This window comes from Ferrimicrobium sp., from assembly GCF_027364955.1.
Lineage (GTDB): Bacteria > Actinomycetota > Acidimicrobiia > Acidimicrobiales > Acidimicrobiaceae > Ferrimicrobium.
Map to the genome: position 1 here is coordinate 100,632 of NZ_DAHXOI010000007.1, position 19,192 is coordinate 119,823.

At 58.5% G+C, this 19,192-nt stretch carries 19 protein-coding genes and 1 pseudogene; 12 read left to right on the plus strand and 8 right to left on the minus strand.

Annotated features, from left to right (window positions below; translation table 11 throughout):
* Positions 1-143: 143 nt before the first annotated feature.
* Both M7Q83_RS06775 and M7Q83_RS06780 read right to left on the minus strand, forming a co-directional pair.
* The gene (locus tag M7Q83_RS06775) at positions 144-719 is read right to left on the minus strand and encodes a hypothetical protein (RefSeq protein WP_298336694.1); all 576 of its coding nucleotides are present in this window, start codon (positions 717-719) and stop codon (positions 144-146) included.
* A 201-nt stretch (positions 720-920) separates the two neighbouring features.
* Entirely contained in the window at positions 921-1,391 is a 471-nt protein-coding gene (locus M7Q83_RS06780) for a hypothetical protein (RefSeq protein ID WP_298336696.1), read from the minus strand.
* Between the two features lie 540 nt (positions 1,392-1,931).
* Between M7Q83_RS06780 and M7Q83_RS06785 the strand changes: the two genes are divergently transcribed.
* Entirely contained in the window at positions 1,932-2,786 is an 855-nt protein-coding gene (locus M7Q83_RS06785; RefSeq protein WP_298336698.1) for an aldo/keto reductase, read from the plus strand.
* Positions 2,787-2,806: 20 nt separating this feature from the next.
* Here the strand turns inward: M7Q83_RS06785 and M7Q83_RS06790 are convergent, their stop codons facing one another.
* The 3 genes from M7Q83_RS06790 to M7Q83_RS06800 form a co-directional block, all read right to left on the minus strand.
* On the minus strand, positions 2,807-3,169 hold the full coding sequence (locus tag M7Q83_RS06790; protein WP_298336700.1) for a hypothetical protein: 363 nt from the start codon (positions 3,167-3,169) through the stop codon (positions 2,807-2,809).
* Between the two features lie 595 nt (positions 3,170-3,764).
* Entirely contained in the window at positions 3,765-4,082 is a 318-nt protein-coding gene (locus tag M7Q83_RS06795) for a CopG family transcriptional regulator (RefSeq protein WP_298336702.1), read from the minus strand.
* Positions 4,082-4,384, minus strand: a complete 303-nt coding sequence (locus M7Q83_RS06800) for a hypothetical protein (protein WP_298336704.1) — start codon at positions 4,382-4,384, stop codon at positions 4,082-4,084. The genes M7Q83_RS06795 and M7Q83_RS06800 overlap by 1 nt, the downstream gene beginning before the upstream one ends.
* Positions 4,385-4,924: 540 nt before the next feature.
* Between M7Q83_RS06800 and M7Q83_RS14235 the strand changes: the two are divergent.
* Positions 4,925-5,101 (plus strand): annotated as a pseudogene (locus M7Q83_RS14235) (aldo/keto reductase); the annotation flags it as partial.
* A 21-nt stretch (positions 5,102-5,122) separates the two neighbouring features.
* On the opposite strand, the gene M7Q83_RS06810 reads toward M7Q83_RS14235, so the two are convergent.
* From M7Q83_RS06810 to rmuC, 3 genes are all read right to left on the minus strand, one after another.
* Positions 5,123-6,301, minus strand: coding sequence for an MFS transporter (locus tag M7Q83_RS06810; protein ID WP_298336708.1), 1,179 nt, complete (start codon positions 6,299-6,301; stop codon positions 5,123-5,125).
* A 20-nt stretch (positions 6,302-6,321) separates the two neighbouring features.
* Positions 6,322-6,639: a DUF962 domain-containing protein gene (locus M7Q83_RS06815; RefSeq protein WP_298336710.1), complete on the minus strand. Its 318-nt coding sequence runs from the start codon at positions 6,637-6,639 to the stop codon at positions 6,322-6,324.
* 99 nt (positions 6,640-6,738) lie between these two features.
* Positions 6,739-8,040 (minus strand): DNA recombination protein RmuC, encoded by a 1,302-nt coding sequence (gene rmuC, locus M7Q83_RS06820; RefSeq protein WP_298336712.1) that lies wholly within the window; start codon positions 8,038-8,040, stop codon positions 6,739-6,741.
* A gap of 84 nt (positions 8,041-8,124) precedes the next feature.
* Here rmuC and M7Q83_RS06825 point away from each other — a divergent pair, with 84 nt between their 5' ends.
* The 10 genes from M7Q83_RS06825 (at position 8,125) to M7Q83_RS06870 (ending at position 19,191) form a co-directional block, all read left to right on the plus strand.
* Positions 8,125-9,891 (plus strand): S53 family peptidase, encoded by a 1,767-nt coding sequence (locus tag M7Q83_RS06825; RefSeq protein WP_298336714.1) that lies wholly within the window; start codon positions 8,125-8,127, stop codon positions 9,889-9,891.
* A gap of 24 nt (positions 9,892-9,915) precedes the next feature.
* Complete coding sequence (gene cobI / locus M7Q83_RS06830) at positions 9,916-10,629, plus strand: precorrin-2 C(20)-methyltransferase (protein WP_298336716.1); 714 nt, start codon at positions 9,916-9,918, stop codon at positions 10,627-10,629.
* On the plus strand, positions 10,626-11,153 hold the full coding sequence (locus tag M7Q83_RS06835) for a bifunctional adenosylcobinamide kinase/adenosylcobinamide-phosphate guanylyltransferase (protein WP_298336719.1): 528 nt from the start codon (positions 10,626-10,628) through the stop codon (positions 11,151-11,153). The genes cobI and M7Q83_RS06835 overlap by 4 nt, the downstream gene beginning before the upstream one ends.
* A gap of 24 nt (positions 11,154-11,177) precedes the next feature.
* Positions 11,178-11,915, plus strand: a complete 738-nt coding sequence (locus M7Q83_RS06840) for an adenosylcobinamide-GDP ribazoletransferase (RefSeq protein ID WP_298336721.1) — start codon at positions 11,178-11,180, stop codon at positions 11,913-11,915.
* Positions 11,908-12,828, plus strand: coding sequence for an adenosylcobinamide-phosphate synthase CbiB (cbiB, locus tag M7Q83_RS06845; protein ID WP_298336723.1), 921 nt, complete (start codon positions 11,908-11,910; stop codon positions 12,826-12,828). The genes M7Q83_RS06840 and cbiB overlap by 8 nt, the downstream gene beginning before the upstream one ends.
* A 163-nt stretch (positions 12,829-12,991) precedes the next feature.
* Positions 12,992-13,378, plus strand: coding sequence for a cupredoxin domain-containing protein (locus tag M7Q83_RS06850; RefSeq protein ID WP_298336724.1), 387 nt, complete (start codon positions 12,992-12,994; stop codon positions 13,376-13,378).
* Between the two features lie 71 nt (positions 13,379-13,449).
* The gene (locus tag M7Q83_RS06855) at positions 13,450-14,310 is read left to right on the plus strand and encodes a ferritin-like domain-containing protein (RefSeq protein WP_298336726.1); all 861 of its coding nucleotides are present in this window, start codon (positions 13,450-13,452) and stop codon (positions 14,308-14,310) included.
* 44 nt (positions 14,311-14,354) lie between these two features.
* Positions 14,355-15,143: a ferritin-like domain-containing protein gene (locus M7Q83_RS06860; protein WP_298336728.1), complete on the plus strand. Its 789-nt coding sequence runs from the start codon at positions 14,355-14,357 to the stop codon at positions 15,141-15,143.
* 94 nt (positions 15,144-15,237) lie between these two features.
* Complete coding sequence (locus M7Q83_RS06865) at positions 15,238-17,358, plus strand: prolyl oligopeptidase family serine peptidase (protein ID WP_298336730.1); 2,121 nt, start codon at positions 15,238-15,240, stop codon at positions 17,356-17,358.
* Between the two features lie 312 nt (positions 17,359-17,670).
* On the plus strand, positions 17,671-19,191 hold the full coding sequence (locus M7Q83_RS06870) for a glycoside hydrolase (RefSeq protein WP_298336732.1): 1,521 nt from the start codon (positions 17,671-17,673) through the stop codon (positions 19,189-19,191).
* The last annotated feature ends 1 nt before the right edge of the window (position 19,192 follow it).

Genomic DNA, 19,192 nt, shown 5'->3' on the forward strand with positions numbered 1-19,192 from the left:
TGCGTGCTCGCTATTCGATGGGTCTGAACTTGGTGAGTAGTTGGGTTTTACATGATTACTTTCTAGGAAAGTGATCCGGAACGCGTACGTAAAGGGTTGAGGTTCGTTCCCCGGTATGCCTTTGGAGAGGGCTGTTGTCTCTGCTAACTTGGTTTGGTAACCGTCACGATCAAGGAGTTCTTGGTCCCGCTGCTCCCACTTGATCCAAGGATCGTAATGTTCCAGCTTGCTGAAGACCAATTTTGGACAGCTCCGCCATTGTAGGAGTAGCTCGATTTGTCAGAGTAGTTGGCGGCATGGAGTTCGGCCGCATAGTTCGATAGTTCAGACCGAAAACTGCCTGTAAAGGAGTATGTTAACTCGTAATGTTGACCCCCCGAGACGGTAGTGGCGATGCTCCCAACCAACTTGATATGGGGTGGTAGTGGGATTCCGGAAGGAAAGCCGGAGGGAAGGCTAGAGGAGGCCCCGACCACCTCGCTACCCTTGGATGTCTTGAATGTCACTTTCGATCCGCTTGAGTTGGTATTGACCTTTACGGTACCGTTCGGGGTTGATACCGAGACCCCAGAAGAGGAGCCGCAGGCACCCAGCAACAGAGACATAATGCCCAAAAAGCTAACAGCTGCAACCAGATGCTTAGACCCATGAAGTTGGTGTTGCATGCTCCCATCTCCCGATCGGATACCTCGATTATCGGTAATCATCCATCCGCCCATCGCAGGCTCCTCCTTCTATTGCCTTCTCATGCTTGTCTCAAGGATTCGCGCACCACTCGGTGACTTGCAGACGTTCCGACATGAGTTACCAGAGGATCAAGCGTAGCTGGTTCAGACTTGGTTGTGCCGTCATGTCGTGATGATGCAGGTGGGATATCGATATCTATGATGGAATTCCCGTGGCGAATCTCGGAGGTTTGTCTATTCAGCTTCGTTGGATGTAACAAAGGCTGGCCTAATCTGAAAGAGGAGATACCAGATGACAAGCACCTCCAAGAGGGACCAGATGCCACCTAAGCCAGTCAATATCACGACGATAATAACCATCGCGACTTGGATTATGGATGCATAAAATAACAACTGCCACCCACGACGCCGATGCTCACGTAATCCGGGAACGGCTACTAGGTAGCACACGCCATAAACGGCGGTGAGCGCTGCGGCAAGGTAGAGCGAAAAGGTGAAACTCACACCATCAAAGAACCCTACAAACCCAAAGTCGTTTGCCAGCGTTAAGAAGCCCAGGGCGTCGAAGAGGTAAAGCACCCCTACGATTGCGACGATCAACCAAGCCCAGCGGATCAACCACGCAACAAACTCCTTCGGCAAGTTTGGCAAGTCGGATGAGATGTTGACGAATTTTGATTCGAGTTTGTCAGCGAAAGAATGCACGTCACGATTATAGCCACTGATATGGCGTAGAGGTTATCGTGTTCCCAAAAAAGATGTTGTGGTCTATCGATCTTCATGTTTTTGGGTGATAAACGACGTCACTGCGCTGGTTAATAGTACCGCAACGTTCTGGGCGGTCGATCGTGGTGGACTTGCTTGAGTATTTGATTACCGCCGGATCGACAAATGGGTAGCGGAGGTGCCAAGCAAGCCCCCACAGTGCAGTACGGTAGCAAGCCACTTCCACGACGGGGCCGACGGTGAGAATGGTTCCCTTGATGCTGGTCGGATTCAGTGGGAGTTGGTTGGGCGATCGTTGCCTCTCTGGATGGCTGGGCGTGTGGAACGAGGGTATCAAGCCCACGAGGAAGGGCTGCCGAGAGGGCACATCTTCGCCGGGCTGAGGTGAAGGAGGTATCCCATCCGAGGATCGGGAATGCACGACTAGGATAATGGTTGTAGATGCAAATAGTTTTCTAGGCCATCGGCAGTGAATTGTCCTTGGCGGGGAACCTGATGATAGCAAACGAAGAGGTGTTGATGAAAGATTTTATCGGTGGAGAGTTTGCGATCGGTGAAACATTGCGAGTAGGAAGGCTTGGCTACGGCGCGATGCAGATCACAGGTCCTGGAGTCTGGGGACCTCCTCGAGATCTAGACGAGGCGAAGCGGGTGCTGCGCCGAGCGGTCGAACTCGGGGTGACGCTGATCGACACGGCAGATTCTTATGGACCCTATATCAGCGAAGAGCTCATCCATGAGGCACTGCATCCGTATCCCGCAGGGCTGGCGATCGCAACGAAGGCGGGTCTCGTACGTACTGGACCGGGTGTCTGGGTGCCGGTGGGTCGTCCAGCCTACCTTCGACAGGAGGCGGAGATGAGTCTTCGCCGACTTGGTGTTGATCGGTTGGATCTTTTCCAACTCCATCGCGTTGACCCCGATGTCCCCTTGGCAGACCAGGTCGGGCTCTTGGCGGAACTTCAAGCAGAGGGCAAGGTGGATAGGATTGGCCTATCGGAGGTCACGGTATCCCAGATTGAGGAGGCGCGGACCTACGCCACAATTGATTCGGTTCAGAACCTCTATAACGTGGCCAATCGCCAGTCTGAGGAGGTTCTTCAGTACTGTGAAGCATCGGGTATCGCGTTCATCCCCTGGTTCCCGATTCAGACAGGGGCACTTGCGCAAGGTGACGGTGCGCTCGGTGAGGTGGCACGCGAGCTCGGTGTAAGCCCAGCACAGGTCGCATTGGCCTGGCTGCTCGCAAAATCACCGGTGATGCTTCCAATACCTGGAACCTCCAGTGTGGCCCACGTCGAGGAGAATATCGCCGCAGCGGAGATCGAGCTCACAGTGGAGCAGTTGGCGCGACTGGATGGCCTAGCCTCGTAGGGGTGCTTGGCCACTCGCTATCACGTGGCCGTTCGTTGTTCCAGTAGGTGACTTCCGGCCACTGCGGCTAAGCCACAGGTGGTTGCTGCAAGCAACCATCCCGCACTATAGCTGAAGTGATCGATACAAAGACCGATGATGGTTGGACCCAGCATTCCGCCGAGTCGACCTCCCAACTGGGTCATACCCGTCGCTCTGGCTGGGGTTGCACGATGTTTGTCGATCACAGCGAAGTTAAAGAGTCCGTTCCATCCCCAGCCGACACCAAGAGCAATGACCGCACCGGGTACGAGGAGCACGGCCAGCCCTAGGTGTTGTCCAAGCGCGAGGCTTGCATAACCAACGGCACCGATGAGTTCATTATCTGGGCTCCCAGCACGCAACGGTTGCTAGAACCCCCTGATACCGAAGGGTCAGCCGATGACCTCGAGGGTGGAGGCAGCGTGAATGGTAATATGGGTTGAGCTGGGCTCTCTGATACTTCTCGCGATAACGTAAGGCGGGGATGAGAGCGGTCGCTCGCTCACTTGGATCCAACCTTGGTGTCGGCAGTGGGTAGGTGAGGACCTGTGTTCGTGATCGAACAGGATCCGGCATTGCAGTGGCGATCTGAACAGGCAATAGTTGGAGTCCTCGTTGCTGGTCAGGTTGGGAGAGGCGGTTTGTAGCTGATGTAGCCAGTCGCAACTCGGTAGTTGAGGAGGCGGACTCGCGTGTCTTGGTGGCCCAATTGACGCCGATAAGCCCATGGCTCCTATGGTTCGAATTTGTGTGGTGCGGATTTGTGGTTGTAACGGCATCAGACCCCGTAATAGGAGAGCGCGGTCTCGGGCCGATGGCCCCGCCCGTGTTGACCCTGACCCAAGGAACGTGCTCTGTGCCGTTACGTCGGCTTGTCAATGATGTTGTCGCACCAGATGCGAACTAGGCAGTGCCGACGACACATGGTGTCGTCGGCATCTCCGTACCGGAGTAGCATCACATGGATTGTTGGAAGACAACGTGCTCGAGTCGACGAAGGCGCTCGACCACGCTTAAGCCGTCGTGCTCTTCTTCCTCAGCATGGAGCCGGTCGAGTGCCCAGATGCGGATCAGCGTTGAGATGGAGAGGTTCGCCTCTTCGGCAGCCTGCTGAAGGCGTGCGTGCTCGTTGGCAGACAGTCGAACCGACACCACGGTGGGTCGACCGATGTTCGGCCTCGTGATCGCGACCCCCTGAGGCATGGTGTCTTCGCCATCGTAGTGCTCCGCCGCTGTCCCCTCCTCGGCGAGTATGTCGTCGATCTTTTTATTCACTAGTTCTCCTTTGTGTAGATATGGCGATCTCGTGCGCTTGCAACCCAGGCGTTGGCGCCCCACCACTCCCCGCTAGGTTGCTCAATCTCATCGGCCCTAGCGGCGACCAAGATGATGACGAGGATGTTGCGAGCGCTCGTTGAGTATCCGATTACCCGCACCGAGCGACCACTCCGGCTCGCTGGATCCGGAGTTAACCAGACCGCATGATCCTCATTCACTGCCTCGTCGGCCCACACAGGGATGACGCCGTGACGCGAGCGGATGTAGTCGGCCCGCTTACGCCAGTCAACTGTCACCACACCTACATGCTACTACAATCGACTACGCGTTCCAACTCGCTAGCGGTGCTTTGTAAGGTGATGGCGATGAGTGGCTGTCGAGATCGGCGGCTCGCCTGCGTACGATTGTCGTTGGTCGACACGACACTCCCGTCGCGCAGGTGCTTCTCTCTTTTCTGCACCGGAACTACGCAGCAGCGGTTGGCTCTAGGGCCAAGGTATGAGTGGGCCCGTGTTGATGTCCTCGATCGGTGGGCCCGACACCCTTACCTCCCTGGCTGCTCATGATAGCGCCCTTGAAGATTGGTGCATGGCTACTTCTTTGCGCATGTCACGAACCAGGTGTGCGCGGGATAGGCAACGAGTTGTGAGAGTACAAGTATGGCGATGTTTCTTGTGACCGCCGTCCACCTTCCTTGCAAGATTGATGGCGCAACGAGCGACGACCTCGGCGACAGTGTGATCTTCCGTCTGGCTCGGAGTGAGCAAATCGGTCACTCAGCTTTAGGCGTGATGTCTCGCGAACGGCTTGGGGTAGTCGGTGGGCTCTCAATATGCTGTCGAAGCACGAAGTCGACGATGAAGGGGGTCGCATTGGCCTGGCTGCTCGCAAAATCACCGGTGATGCTTCCAATACCTGGAACCTCCAGTGTGGCCCACGTCGAGGAGAATATCGCCGCAGCGGAGATCGAGCTCACAGTTGAGCAGTTGGCGCGACTGGATGGCCTAGCCTCGTAGGGGGTGCTTGGCCACTCGCTATCACGTGGCCGTTCGTTGTTCCAGCAGGTGACTTCCGGCCACGACAGCTACCGCGGCTAAGCCACAGGTGGTCGCTGCAAGCAACCACCCCGCACTGTAGCTGAAGTGATCGATACACAGGCCGATGATGGTTGGACCCAGCATTCCGCCGAGTCGACCTCCCAACTGGGTCATACCCGTCGCTCTGGCTGGGGTTGCACGATGTTTGTCGATCACAGCGAAGTTAAAGAGTCCGTTCCATCCCCAGCCGACACCAAGAGCAATGACCGCACCGGGTACGAGGAGCACGGCCAGCCCTAGGTGTTGCCCAAGCGCGAGGCTTGCATAACCAACGGCACCGATGAGCATCATGATGGCGATGACCGAGAAATGGGAGGAGTCGCGACGATCAGCGAGAAAACCGCTGGTGATGCGCACCACTACGGTCGTGGCTCCGGCGAGGGCGGCAATAAAGCCGGCGGCACTTTTGGAGATACCCGCATGGACGGTACCAGAGACCAGAAAGGCAGCCATGCCGGATGCGCTAAAAACCCCAAGTCCGATACCAATGGCGAGCAAGGTGATCGGCAGTTTGTCGATCGCTGGCAGTGCTCTTGTGCCATGCCTCGCAACCTTGGATCGTGGCTGCGGGGGCCGTGGCACCAAGATCGCCGTGGTGATGGAGAGGATGGCGGCGAGTCCAAAGGCCCAGCGCCAACCCACGGTAAGCGCAAGTGCCGGAACAGCGAGACCACCGAGTAAGGAGGCAAAGGGAACCGCTGCTTGCTTGATACCAAAGGTGGCACCCTGCTTGCCGGGTTTACCTCGCCTCGCCAAGAAGAGGTTCGAGGCGGTGGCGGTGGCGGCGCTGACCATCCCGCAGGGGAAAAGGAGGAGGGCGAGTAGCCACCAGGAGGAGGACAAGAGTGCGATCGCAGCGAGGAGGACGCCTCCAATGACAGGGGTGAGCTTCAGGACCCGCACCCCTCCCATGCGTTCGGCTACTCGACCAGAGGGTACCGCCCAGAGGGCTGCGCCGAGATAGTAACTCGTGACGGCGAGGCCGAGCTCGGCGGTGGTCACCGAAAAAGACTGACGGATCTCGACCGCGAGAGCACCGACGAGGAATGCGGGGATCGATGCCATGCTGGTCGCAAGGACAGAGACCAGGAGATCCCTGTTGAGGAGACCACCTCCCATGGATGGCGCGTTTGTCGCGCTCACTCGTCGGGGGTGAGCTCATTGTGAGCTCGCGCAAGGTGAGGACCGAGGCGTCCGGCCATCGCGAGAGCGAGCATCCGGTAGTCAGCCAGCAGTGACGCAAAAGGGTGCGCAAACGTCTCTGGTCTATTGTGTTCGATGAAGAAATGGGCAAACCAGGCAGGGACATAACCGGCGATGGGCACGGCGACGAGGTCGCGTGGCCGCCGCGCCCGCGCGAGGACGACGATCGCTAGTGCCGAACCAAAATAGTGGAGCACTCGCGTCGACCGACGCGAGTGTGCACGCAGATACGTCAACCAAAATTCGTCAGTCATAGACCTACTTTAGCGGTGTCGCAGGAACATCTCAAAGTGAAAAGGAAGGGTTGTGACGTCGGTGAGCACGAGTTGGGTGCCCTGGTAATGAGGAATTCCCTAGGACTTGGGATGCTCGACAGGGATGACGGCTGGGTCGACGAGGCGCAGAGAATCGCTAACAGTATCGAGCTCTTCGAGCTCACCCTCTCTCCCCTCGACCCCATGGTCGAGAAAGCGTCTCGCTGAGGGTAGAACCCGACGATCGAGGGAGCCGACGCCGTCATTGTAGGCCTTCACGGCCGAGGCGAGCCCCCCACCCATTCTGGCAAGGTGATCTCGGAAGGTACCCAAGCGTTGATAGAGATCACGACCGATCGCAGCGATCTGTGCCGCATTTTCTTCGAGTGCCTCCGATCGCCAGCCAAAAGCAACGGCCTTCAGCAGTGGCAGCAGGGTGGTCGGCGATGCGATGATCACCGATTGCGTAAAAGCCTCCTCAAGAAGGGACGGTTGTGCGGCAAGTGCTTCGCTGAGGAAGGCCTCACCTGGGAGGAAGAGGACGACGAAGTCAAGGCTGTTATGTAGTCGCTCACCGTAGCGACGGGAGGCAAGATCGTGCACCATCACCTGGAGTTGATGGGCATGCGCCGCCCGTAGCGTGAGACGTTCTTCGTCGGTTTCGGCCTCCGTCATCCGGAGAAACGCATCAAGGGGTACTTTCGCATCGACCGCGATGGACCGGTTCCCTGGTAGGTGGATGACCACATCGGGACGACTGCGTCCGGTGTCATCGCTGAGGGTTGGTTGTTCTTCGAAGTCACAGTATCGAGTCATGCCGGCGAGTTCGATGACCCGACGAAGCTGCACCTCACCCCATCCTCCGCGTACTGTCGGTTGGCGTAGCGCCTTGACCAAACTGTCGGTCTGCGCCCTGAGTTGTGGGAGATGGATCGTCATGAGATCCTCGAGTGACTTACCAAGCGCCCCGAACTGTTCCCGCCGATTGTCCTGGAGATCGCGCAGCTCGGTATTGAGTCGCTTGAGTTCCTCATCGACCGGTTGAACAAGGTGCTCAAAAGAGGTCTTTGCCGTGGCGGAGAAGGTCTTCTCTGCTCGTGTGGCAAGCTCCTCGGTGTACCCCTGCATGGTCGTTGAGACCCTCGCTGCCAGCAGGCTGTGGGCGTACTCGATAGATCGGTCAAGCTCTTCTTTCGCGAGGGCCGTGGCGCTGAGTCGTTCTTCGAGCCGTGCGATCGTCTGTTGTGCTTCACCAAGCTCGGTGGATTTCACCGACATCTGCTCGCGTAGATCTCGGCACTCATCCATTAGGGTGGAACTCTCACCCTTCCCTCGGCGACCAATGAGGTAGCCAAGAAGCAATCCGACCACAGCCGCCAGGAGTACCGCTAGGTAGACCATACTAACCTCCTTGCTCTGTAGTGTATGGCCGGGCACCGACGGAGCTGTGCCCCAGAGGCTCAAAGGAAGGCATCGAGTTAGATGATGATGCAGAGGAAACAGGCCAAGGGCGGACCGGTCACGGCTTGCGGGCGGTTCTTTCTTGCCTCCTTGCTCGGCATCGGCCTCATCCTCCTTCCCCATGCACATCCTGCGATGGAATTGATCAACCAACGGGGAGCTTCTGGGACGATGACGGTACAGTTCGACGTCGTACTCAAACCGCGGGATCAACGTCAGCTCTTCGCCGCTGCCTGGCTCCGCTCGCAGCAGCCACCAGGAAGCTACCTTACCCCTGCGCAATTTGGTCAGCGCTATGCTCCGACACCGGCCAAGCAAGACCTTGTCAGTGACTACTTCCAGGACTACGGCCTGGTGACGGGAGCTCCTTGGGCTGGTGGTTTGGTGATGCCCGTCGCGGGTACGGTAGCCGATGCATCAGCTGCCCTTGGGGTCGCCTTTGACCAAGTACATCTTTCGGGAGGTAGGAGTGTCGTTGTCGCCGACGCCTACCCCAAGCTGCCCGAAGCGATCGATGACCTTGTCGATGGGGTCACTGGCCTCTTTGCCAATGGTTACTTCCCGGTGACCCCCAAGGGTGCGCGAGCGAACAGATCGCTCACCTGTTCTGGACTCAGTCAAAAGAACACGCCGAGCGGTGGCTTTTCGCCAGCGGTAGTTGCAAAGTATTATCACCTGTCGCGGTCACGTCTTCCACACCCGGTCACCGTCGGGATCGCCGAGTTTGGGAGTGTGACACCCTCGTTGGATCAGAGTATCATTCGCTTTGCACGTTGCCTGAGGGAACCAGTGCATCTGGCGACCGTTGCAGTTGATGGTGGTTCAGACAACACCAGCTATGCGCACCTTGAGGAGGTGGCACTCGACGTCGAGACGCTGATCGCCTACGCTCCCGGGGCACATCTGCTGGTCTATACCGCGAGTGCTGGTGATGCTGATGCGTTGTATCTGCGCATGGTGAGTCAGGATCGCGCCAGTATTCTTTTGACCACGTGGGGGTCCTGCGAGAGCGATACCCCTCCCCAACAGCTCACGATCGAAGAGCTGGCCTTTGCACAGGCCACACTGCAGGGACAGACGGTGGTGGCGGCTAGCGGTGATGATGGGTCATCGGATTGTCTCGCCACGAGGGGTGGAGATGGGCTCTCGGTCGACGATCCTGCCTCGCAGCCGATGGTGACTGCGGTCGGTGGCGAGCAGTTCACCACCCCACTAGGCCCCGCTGCTCGACCTTGGGTGTGGAATGATCAGACCTACGCTGGCGCGAGCGGTGGCGGAGTCTCGCATGTCTTTGTTGAACCCCCCTACCAGCGCGGTGTCTACGCTGGTGTAAGAGGAGTCCATCAACTCTGTCATCTCAGTGCGGGTTGTCGGCTTGTGCCCGATGTCGCGATGATAGCGGTTGGTGGAGAGATCGATGTACCGAGAGGCGGATGGACCTTGTTGGGGGGTACGAGCCTGGCGGCATCCGTCTTCGCAGCTGGCCTCGCCGAGGTCGAGGCCCATGCCTCCGCAAGACTCGGACTCATTAACCCTTGGCTCTATCGCCTCTCCAACCATGGTTGGGTTTTCACGCCGGTGCACAGGGGAGGTAACGATTTTCGTCATCTACACCCAGGTCGATTCCTGGCGGGTGGCCACTTCAGCCTGGCGACGGGGCTTGGAACACCGAATTTTGCTCTGCTCACCCGCGCACTTGCCGACTGGAGGGATGGACGGAGTGGGGATGCAGCGGATTGGGTTCGCACGTCAGCGACACTGCATCTCCGTGAAGTCTCGGGCAGGTTCTAAACTGCGGTGGTGGACGCAGGACGAATGACGAAGATCTATGGGGTGGGGCTCGGACCGGGTGACCCTGGATTGGTGACGCTCGCGGCGCTGCGGGCCATCACCAGTGCCCAACTCATTCTCGCTCCTTCGAGCCAGCCCCGAACGATAGGCCGTGCGGAAAGGATCGTCCGTGATCTGTTGCCCGACCGAGAGGTGGTCTCGGTGCCAATGCCGATGACGGGTGGCACCACCGGCATCACACAGCGGGAGGATGCCACGCGCACATTGATCCGCGATTTGCGCCCAAGGCTCATGAATACGACGGTTGCCTTTGTTACGCTTGGTGATCCACTAATCTACTCGACGTTCTCGCTCTTTGTGGCGTCGCTTCACCATGAGCAGGTGCCAATCGTAGTGGAAGTGATCCCGGGGATCCCCGCCTTTGGCCAGTTGGCGAGTCTGACGACGACCAACCTGGTTGACAACGACGAACGTCTCCATTTGGTACCAGCGACTGGGGGACTCGATCATGTTGCACGCTTGCTTGAGGACCGGGAGTCTGTGCTTGTCCTCTACAAGCTGTCCGCCAACTTCGCGGCGATCCGGGCCATGATTATCCGAGCTGGCCGGCTGGAGGGAACCATGGTAGGGATGGAGTTAGGCACTGAGCGCGTACAGGTTCTCGCGCTTAGTGAAGCTCCAGAGGTCGTGGGGTACTTTGCAACCATTATCGTCCCCGTCCAAAGGAGGCAAGGATGAGCCCAACGACTCTGGTGCTCGGGGGTACGCGTTCTGGCAAGTCAGCCTTTGCCGAGTCGCTCCTTGATGATAAGCCAGCGGTCCACTACATCGCCACCCTAGCGGCATCTTCGGACCCCGAGTTCAGCGAGCGTGTCGCGATTCATCAACGGCGCCGAGGGCCCCGATTCTCTGTGCTTGAGCTCGAGGAGCCTCGTGATCTGGTGCGTCTGCTGGCCTTTGATGATCATCCAGTGCTGCTCGATTCCATTGGAACTTGGTTATCACGCCTGGACGTCTGTGATGCACAAGGACTCGCAACATTGACGCAACAACTTGTTGCCACTCTGCGGGTGCGACGTATGCCGCTGGTGATCGTCTCCGAGGAGGTAGGGTTGGCCGTCCATCCCATGACCGCAGCTGGCCGCTGCTTTGTCGATGCGTTAGGAACCCTGAATCAGGCACTCGCTCGCGAGGCGGCGCATGTCTTCCTGGTGGTGGCCGGGATTCCTCTCGCGCTCGATGGGTATCGTGGGCATGAGTAATTCCCTCGCTGTAGGTCGATTGTGATGGGTCGTGTGTCCCAAGGAACACGGGGGGCTATCGCCTTCATGACCCTGTTGCCTCTCGGAGGTTCGCTCAACGCGGTCAGCCTCGTGGTGATTCCGCTGACGGGGTTGATCGTCGGTAGTGTGGCCTTTGTGGGGTTCTGGCTCGGTGACCGATCGGGCTCAGCGTTGGTTGGTGCAGTGGTGGCACTCATCGTCGATGCGGCGCTGACGAGGGGGTTGCACTACGATGCGGTAGCCGACACCGCTGATGGCCTCGCCGGTTTTGTAACGAGGGAACGCCGCCTCGCCATTATGGATGAGCCGACGGTAGGTGCTTTTGCCGTGGTAGCGCTCGTGGTGGTGGTGTTGGTGCGGGTCGCCGCCTGGTCATCGATCACCTTTCCAGCCTTTGTGATCGGATTCTTTGTGCTCAGCCGCGCGTTGATGGCGCTCGCCATGATGTGGTTCCCGCTCGCTAAGGAGAGTTCTATGGCGCAGGTCTTCGCGAGCCAACGGCGGCGTTGGATCATCTGGGCGCTCATCGCTGAGGCGCTCATCGCTATCGTTGTCACAGCACTACTCGCCACGTCGCTGGTGGCGATTGCGATCGTGTTCGGCGCGGGGTGCGGGTTCGGTGTTCTTGCCCTTGCTGTTCGACGCCTTGGAGGAATCACCGGTGATGTGGTCGGTGCAGTGGGTCTGGTCGCCGAATCGGGCATGCTTCTCGCGACAGCGGTGATGCGGGTGCATGGCTAGATCCCACTATCGGCGACCCTCGGCGCTGGTCGTTCTCGGCGCGATGGTGCTCGACGAGCTCCTCGGTGACCCCACAAATCGGTGGCACCCCGTCCGCTGGTTTGGGATTGGTGTCGATAGGCTCGAGGGACGCGTCTATGCGGACTCAAGGGCTAGCGGAGTGGTGCTGTGGAGCTTGGCGCTTGTCCCTTCAGTGGTGTTGCCTCCACTGCTTCGGCCGGGAGGACGCATTGTCGAGACGCTTGGGCTATGGCTGACCTTCGGGGGACGATCGTTGGTCCGCGAGGCTGAAGTGCTTGCGGCGTTGCTCGAGGCGGGAGATCTGCCCGGTGCGCGCATACGACTAGGAAATCTTGTCGGCCGCGACACCGCTGAGCTTGACCCAGAGGAGATCGTTCGAGCCGCGATCGAGTCGCTCGCTGAGAACACCACGGACGCAGTCCTTGGTCCACTGTGGTGGTATGCGGTTGGCGGATTAAGCGGTGCCCTCGCTTTTCGCAGTAGCAACACGCTCGATGCGATGGTGGGTCATCAGAACCGTCGGTACCAGAACTTTGGCTACTTCTCGGCAAAAGTTGATGACCTAGCCGTGATGCCCGCCGCGATCCTTGGCGTCATCGTTAGCTGGCTCGGGGCCCGTTCCGAACAACGTCGGCGCATCGGCCACCTGATCGCGCTGGCCCCCCAACACCCCTCGCTGAACGCGGGGCTGATTGAGGCGGCCTTCGCCGGCGCACTCGGTGTCAATCTCGGAGGCATGAATCACTATCGAGGCCAAGCGGTCAGTACCCCTCGATTGGGTGGGGGATCCCCTCCTGATGTTCGGGCGCTCCATACGGCGAGTCGGCTCGCTCGCCAGGTCTTCTGGAGGAGTGCACTCGTCACCGCTCTTGCCATCATCGCTGGTTCTTGATAGCGTCCTGCTTCTTGTAGATCACTGCTTCTTGTAGATCACTGCTTGCACCATGCTTGGTTGACCTCTTGCGCCCTGGGGTTCGCTCACTGAGGTCACCGCGTTAAGCGATTAATTACTCCTCCTTGCAATCCAGATATTGTGATGGTCTCGAAGTTCTAGCATGAGACAACTTCGAGTAATGATCTTCGGTGCAATCGTCCTACTTTTGGGAGGGTTAGTCCTTGCGGCTTGTGGGTCGAGTGGTTCGAGTGTTGGTGCATCGAATCTGCATCCTGGTCCATCTGCATCGGGGAAGTCGGCCACCATTGTGATCAGTAATTTCCAATTTATCCCCGATGAAGTGGTCGTCCACCAAGGTGAGGAGATCATCATCCACAATGAGGATTCAGTGGGACACACTTTTACTGCCGACAATCGTAGCTTCAATACTGGGGTGATCCCACCGGGGCATACCGTGCATTTCATTATCCATAACAAGCCAGGTACGTATCCATTTCTATGTCTGATTCATCAGTTTATGACCGGAACTCTTGTTGTTGTGAAGTAGGGAGGTGCCTTAGATACGCAGCAATTTTAGCTCCATTCGTTCTATATATCGTCTTATAAAAGGAGAAAATAGTGACCAAAGAAGCCTTTGATCCACGTCCATTGAATGAACTTATCGAACAATCATCAGATCTGCAGTCGGATACCATGGCACAGGCTCACCAGGGTCTCGCAGAGACCGTGGAGCTCGGACAGGAGCTGCGCAGCCGCGGGGAGCTCGATCCCTATGAGGCCGAGGCTGTTGCCGCGGAACGTCGCAGTATGTTGCGTACGGGACTCTTTGGTGCCGGGGCTCTTGCGGCGGCAGGCTTTGGTGCAGCGCTCTTTAGCCTTGAATCGACACCAGCTTTTGCCTCGACTCCGACTGATGTGCAGATTCTGCAGAGCAACGCCTCGATTGAGGTGTTGGCCGTCAATACCTACAAGACCGCACTCACCCTCCCCTACATCGGTGGAAGTAGTGCCAACGGCGTGATCAAGGCCTTTGCCGAGACCACCATGGCCCAGCACATGCAGCATCTGAGTGCCTTCAACGCAGCCGTCAAGTCGCTTGGTGGAACACCACAAAACAGCGCGGATCCCGCGCTCGTGCCTGTTGTAAAAGCGGCGGTCGCCAAAATCACCGGTCCAGAGGGCGTAGTCGCCTTAGCACTGGAGCTTGAGCAAGCCGCGGCAGAGACCTACGTGAAGGCGACAGGGGTGATCACGTCGTCGAGTGCGCGCACTTTGACGGCATCGGTGATGGGTGTTGAAGCACAGCACGCCTCGATCCTGCTTGCCGTGCAGGCGTTGCTAAAGGGGAATGCTCCACAGCTGATTGCGTTGCCACCCAACGCGGCTGCACTACCCGCTGCTGCGGGCTCCATTGGCTTCCCCGACGCCTTCTTCCCAACCGTTAACGCTCGTCCTCTCATGGAAGGAGCAGTGAAGTGATACACCGCAATCGAGAGAATCAAAGGAACAGAAAAGGAGCCACCATGGAGATCAGTGAGGCTGAACTCAATGCAAAGATCGTTGAACTTGATGAGATTCACCACGACGTGAGCCTGCCAGCGCTCCAGGAGGGTGCTAAAGATTGGGCCGAGGAAGTCGCCCAAGAGCGATCACAGGTCGAGGCTCGTTCTCGTCTCAATCGACGTACCTTCCTCCTCGGAGTGGGTGCTACCGTCGGCGCAGGCGCGCTGCTTGCGGCCTGTGGTTCGAGTTCCTCGGCGACGAAGGCCTCCTCCTCTTCGAGCGCTCCTGAGCTATCTGCCTCCACGCTGACCGATCTTCATGTGGCTGCCTTAGCGGCGAGCCTCGAGAACCTTGGGGTCTATGCCTATACGGCAGGTATCAACGCCGCCAAGGCGGGCAAGCTGGGTTCTGTGCCTCCTGCGGTGGTTGTCTTCGCTGAGACAGCGCGCGCTCAGCACAAGGAACATGGAGCTGCATGGAATGCGATCTTGCGTTCCGCCGGCAAGTCGGCGGTGACGGCAACGGATCCGGTGCTCACTCCAGTGGTTAATAAAGACTTTGCCTCGGTAACAAATACCGTTGATCTCGCAAAGCTGGCGCTAGAGATTGAGAATATCGCTGGGGAGACCTATCTCTCGGCGATCGGAGTCCTCGCCCAACCCATCGCGATTCGGACCGCAGCGAGCATCGAGCCGGTTGAGATGCAACACTCAGCAATTCTCAACTTTATTTTGGGCACCTATCCGGTGCCGAACGCCTTCGAACCCACCACGTTGGCGCGACCGACCTCGGACTACACCAAGCTCTGATCGAAGGCACGCGCTGACCGTAAAGATGGCCGATGAGGGGCTTTGCTCGCTTGCGAGTTGAGCCCCTCATTCGGGTGCGCGCTAGGGTTGGTCTATGCACTCGTTAGCACCACTAAAACTCTCCGACCTCGCACTACGACCGATCCCCGGTATGACGTTGCCGAGTCAGGTCGCCTTTACCCCTCGTGGGACCGACCTGTATTACCTTGCGCCGCACGCCGGTGATCGTCTCGGCCTCTTTCGTTTTGACATCACCAACAAGAAGGAACACCTCGTCGTCTCCGCCCCGGGTGAGGGGGATGCTCGCGAGGCTGAGACGCTCGAAGAGGAGCTGCGTAAGCAACGATTGCGACAGACCCTTGGTGGCGTCGGTGGCTTTCAGATTCTTGATGATGCACGTGCGCTGGTCAATATCGGTGGTACGTTCCAACTGGTTGGGTTGCCCGATGGTGCCACGATCAACGGATACGACCTCACCGGTCTCCAACACCTCCAACGATGTGGTGACGACTGTTTCGTTGCTACGACGGGGACGGAACTCGTCGTAGTTTTTGGGGATGGACGACGAGAGCAGCTCGTGGCGGCGGCGGGTGATGGCATGTCGGTTGGCTTGGCCGAGTACGTGGCGCAGGAGGAGCTCGGTCGGATGAGCGGGCTCTGGCTCGATAAGTCGGGGCACCTGTTGGTCTACACGGAGATCGATGAGTCCAAGGTGGCGGAGCACCTGATCGTGCGGACCGATGTCCACCCGAATATGGTGGAACGCTTCCGTTATCCGATGGTAGGAGCGACAAATGCCTCTGTCGTAGTCTGTCTCTTCGATCTCGAGACGCGCAACAGAACAGTGATAAAGCGTTTTGATGACGAGAGCTATCTCGCCAATGTTGTGTGGCTCGATCAGGACCGAGTGGTGATCTCGTCTCTCAATCGGGCCCAAGACTGCCTGACCCGTTGGGTCTACCGGCCAAGCGATCGATCGCTCGTCGAGCTCGACGTCGAGCAAGGTGACCCGTGGGTCAATCTCCCAGAACGCGAGTTCGCGGTTGACGGTGATCTTGTGACGACGTCGGAGGCCCAGGATCATCAACGCCATCTCATTCGCCTGCATCCAGATGGTACTCGCACACAGATCGGAGCGCTGGTCATTCGCGAACTCCTCGGTGTCGAGGGCACGACGGCACTGGTGGTCGCCACCGGAGACGAGCCAACACAAGAGTGGCTCTATCGAGTCGACCTCGTGACGCATCATTGCGAGCGAGTAGCCGTTGGGTACGGGGCCGCGACAGGGGTCTTGGCGCCAGATGGTCGCAGCACCTATGTGAATGCTTCATCTCGAGATCGTTCTCCGGTCGCGATGCTTGACACCCTTGGCGAGCCGGTACCAATTCGGGCGACATCGGTACCTTTTGAGCTGTTCGAACCAGAGATGATCGAACTTACGTCGGCGACCGGTGAGACGTTGTATGGAGCGGTGTACCTTCCTCCCCCTGAGCGGCGTGAGGGTGCACCGCTGATCGTGTCCGTGTACGGTGGACCCCACGCACAGCTGGTGGTGGATCACTTTGGCCTGACCATGGATCTTCAGGCACAGTACCTTGCGCAACAGGGTGCGGTAGTCGTCAAACTCGACAATCGTGGAAGCTATGGCCGGGGCCTGGACTTTGAGGCCTATCTGCGCGGCCGCTTTGGCCAGATCGAATTGGAGGATCAACTGCGGGGTGTGGAGTACTGCCAGCGCCGTTACCGGCTTGACCCTGAGCGGGTAGGGATCTATGGCTGGAGCTATGGTGGTTATATGACCTTGCTCGCGCTGACGCGAGCGCCAGAGGTCTTTAGCGTCGGTGTCGCGGGTGCACCGGTGGTGGATTTTCGCTGGTATGACACCGCCTACACGGAGCGCTATCTTGGGGACCCAATCGGAAATGAGGAGGGTTATGAGCGCTCCTCGGTGCTGGATCAATTGGAGGGACTCCGTGGAAGACTCATGATCATTCACGGCATGATGGACGAGAATGTCCATTTTGGTCACACCTCCTCACTGCTTGGGCGTGCTAACGAGCTTTCGAAGGATATCGAACTCGTGGTGTTGCCGGCGAGCCGGCACGCTCCGGCCGACGCGGCAAGTCTTGGCCGGGTGGCCAAGAGTCGTACGAGGTTTCTGCTCTCGAACCTTGGCCTCGCTGGGGGCTTGGGTGAAGAATCGAGTACCTCCTAGCGGGACCAAGAACTGAGAGGTTCGTGAGAGTTCTACCCGAAGGCCCCTTGGCGTTGCGTGGCCGCGGGTAGGTTGTGGTCGTGATGGATCAACACGCATGCACCGGCACACGGGTTCCCGGTGGACTAGGTCAACTCATCTCGAGGGGAATGGGCATTGTGCACAATGAGTGTGGAGCCGTACCTGGCGACGCGCGGATGTCGCCTGATGAGCGATCACGTGCGTGCCGATCGTCCTTGAACTGGCGAGCCATGGTCAACGGTGCCCACACTTCGATCAACTGAGGGACGCTCGCTAGGACGAAGGTTGGGGTTGGCTGGAGCCTTTCTCGCCTCCCTCGTCGCCGCCGTAGTCCTTGTACTCGATGTTGGCGTTACGTTGGCGCCCGTGACGGCGGTCTCATTGGATCAGCCACGTCAGGCCACCGTGGTGGGTGCTGTCGCCCCGAGTCCCTCACACCGGCTGGTCGGTATCGGCGCCTCGGGCGCGTGGTGGTCCGACCCTGCCTATGCGCTGGGGCCGCGTGATCGACGGCGAATCGGCCAGCTCCTCTATGGTGCGCACGGCTTGGCGCTTTCGCAGTTCCGCTTCAATATCGGTGGAGGCGGGGTTGGCGTTACCACCTGGTGGAAGGCACCGCCAACCTGGTACCAAGCCAATGGGGCCTTCAATTTCGGCACCGATAGTCAGGCGGTCTATTTCCTGCGCCAAGCCGCCAAAGCCGGGGTTCGCGATCTGGTCGGCTTCGTCAATGCCGCTCCCCCTGCCTTTACCTCTAACCATGAGAGTTGTGGGGGGACTCTCATGGCCACAGCGATACCCGCCTACGCACTTGAGCTGGCCGAGACCGTCCAAGGGATCCATTCTCATTTTGGCGTTAAACTCTCCTACGTCTCACCCATGAACGAGCCGGTCGGTTCCCAGGCGTCCTGCCATCAAGAGGGGATGGCGGTTCCGATCGATGAGCGCGGTCCACTGGTGGTGGCGCTCGCTGCTGACCTGCGACGTTTCGCTCCGTGGTGCCACGTGATCGCTGACGAGTCCGCTTTTGTCGCAAACGGCTTTCTCACCAATACGTCGAAGTGGCTCAGTTATCCCGGCGCCTCGAAGGCGGTCGCTGCCCTGGCTTTTCATGGGTACGATTACCCAGACGCCGCGACTCTTCATCGCGTTCATCTCCTGGCCCAACATTTGCATCACCAGGTCTGGGCAACGGAGATCTGTTGCCATACTCCCAATGGGTTCGCCTATCAGTATGATCCCACGATGATCTCAGGCATCTGGCTCGCCGACACTATCTATAACGACCTGATGGTGGCGGGAGCCTCAGCCTTTGATTGGTGGTTGGCGCTCTCTCCGGATCTCGGGTGCGATCCCGCATCGGACCCGACTTGCTTTGGCGACATCAACGCCTTGGGTCGCAATGACGGTCTGATCTACTTCGACCTCAATGGCGGTGCTAATGGCGATCATCACCTCTATCTCACGAAACGCTACTGGGTACTGGCGAACTTCTCGCGCTATCTCCGCCCTGGAGCCCAGTTGTACCAGGTGGCGACCTCCGATTCTCGAATCAAGGCACTGGCCGCACGTGAGGGTGATCTGGAGGTGGTGGTCGCCATCAATCGTTCCCCAGAGGGAGCGCCGCCGATCCCCTTCGTTCTTGAGTTCCCAAATGGTTCCCCACGACTGGTGCCCGACTACAGCGTGGAGACCTCGTTCACTGCGAGCCTGCGACCGGTGGCGAATCCTACGGTGACTGGTTCGATCGTCGCGACGCTTAGTCAGCCTTTTAGCGTGACCACTTACGTCTTTAAACGCATGAGCAAGTAAT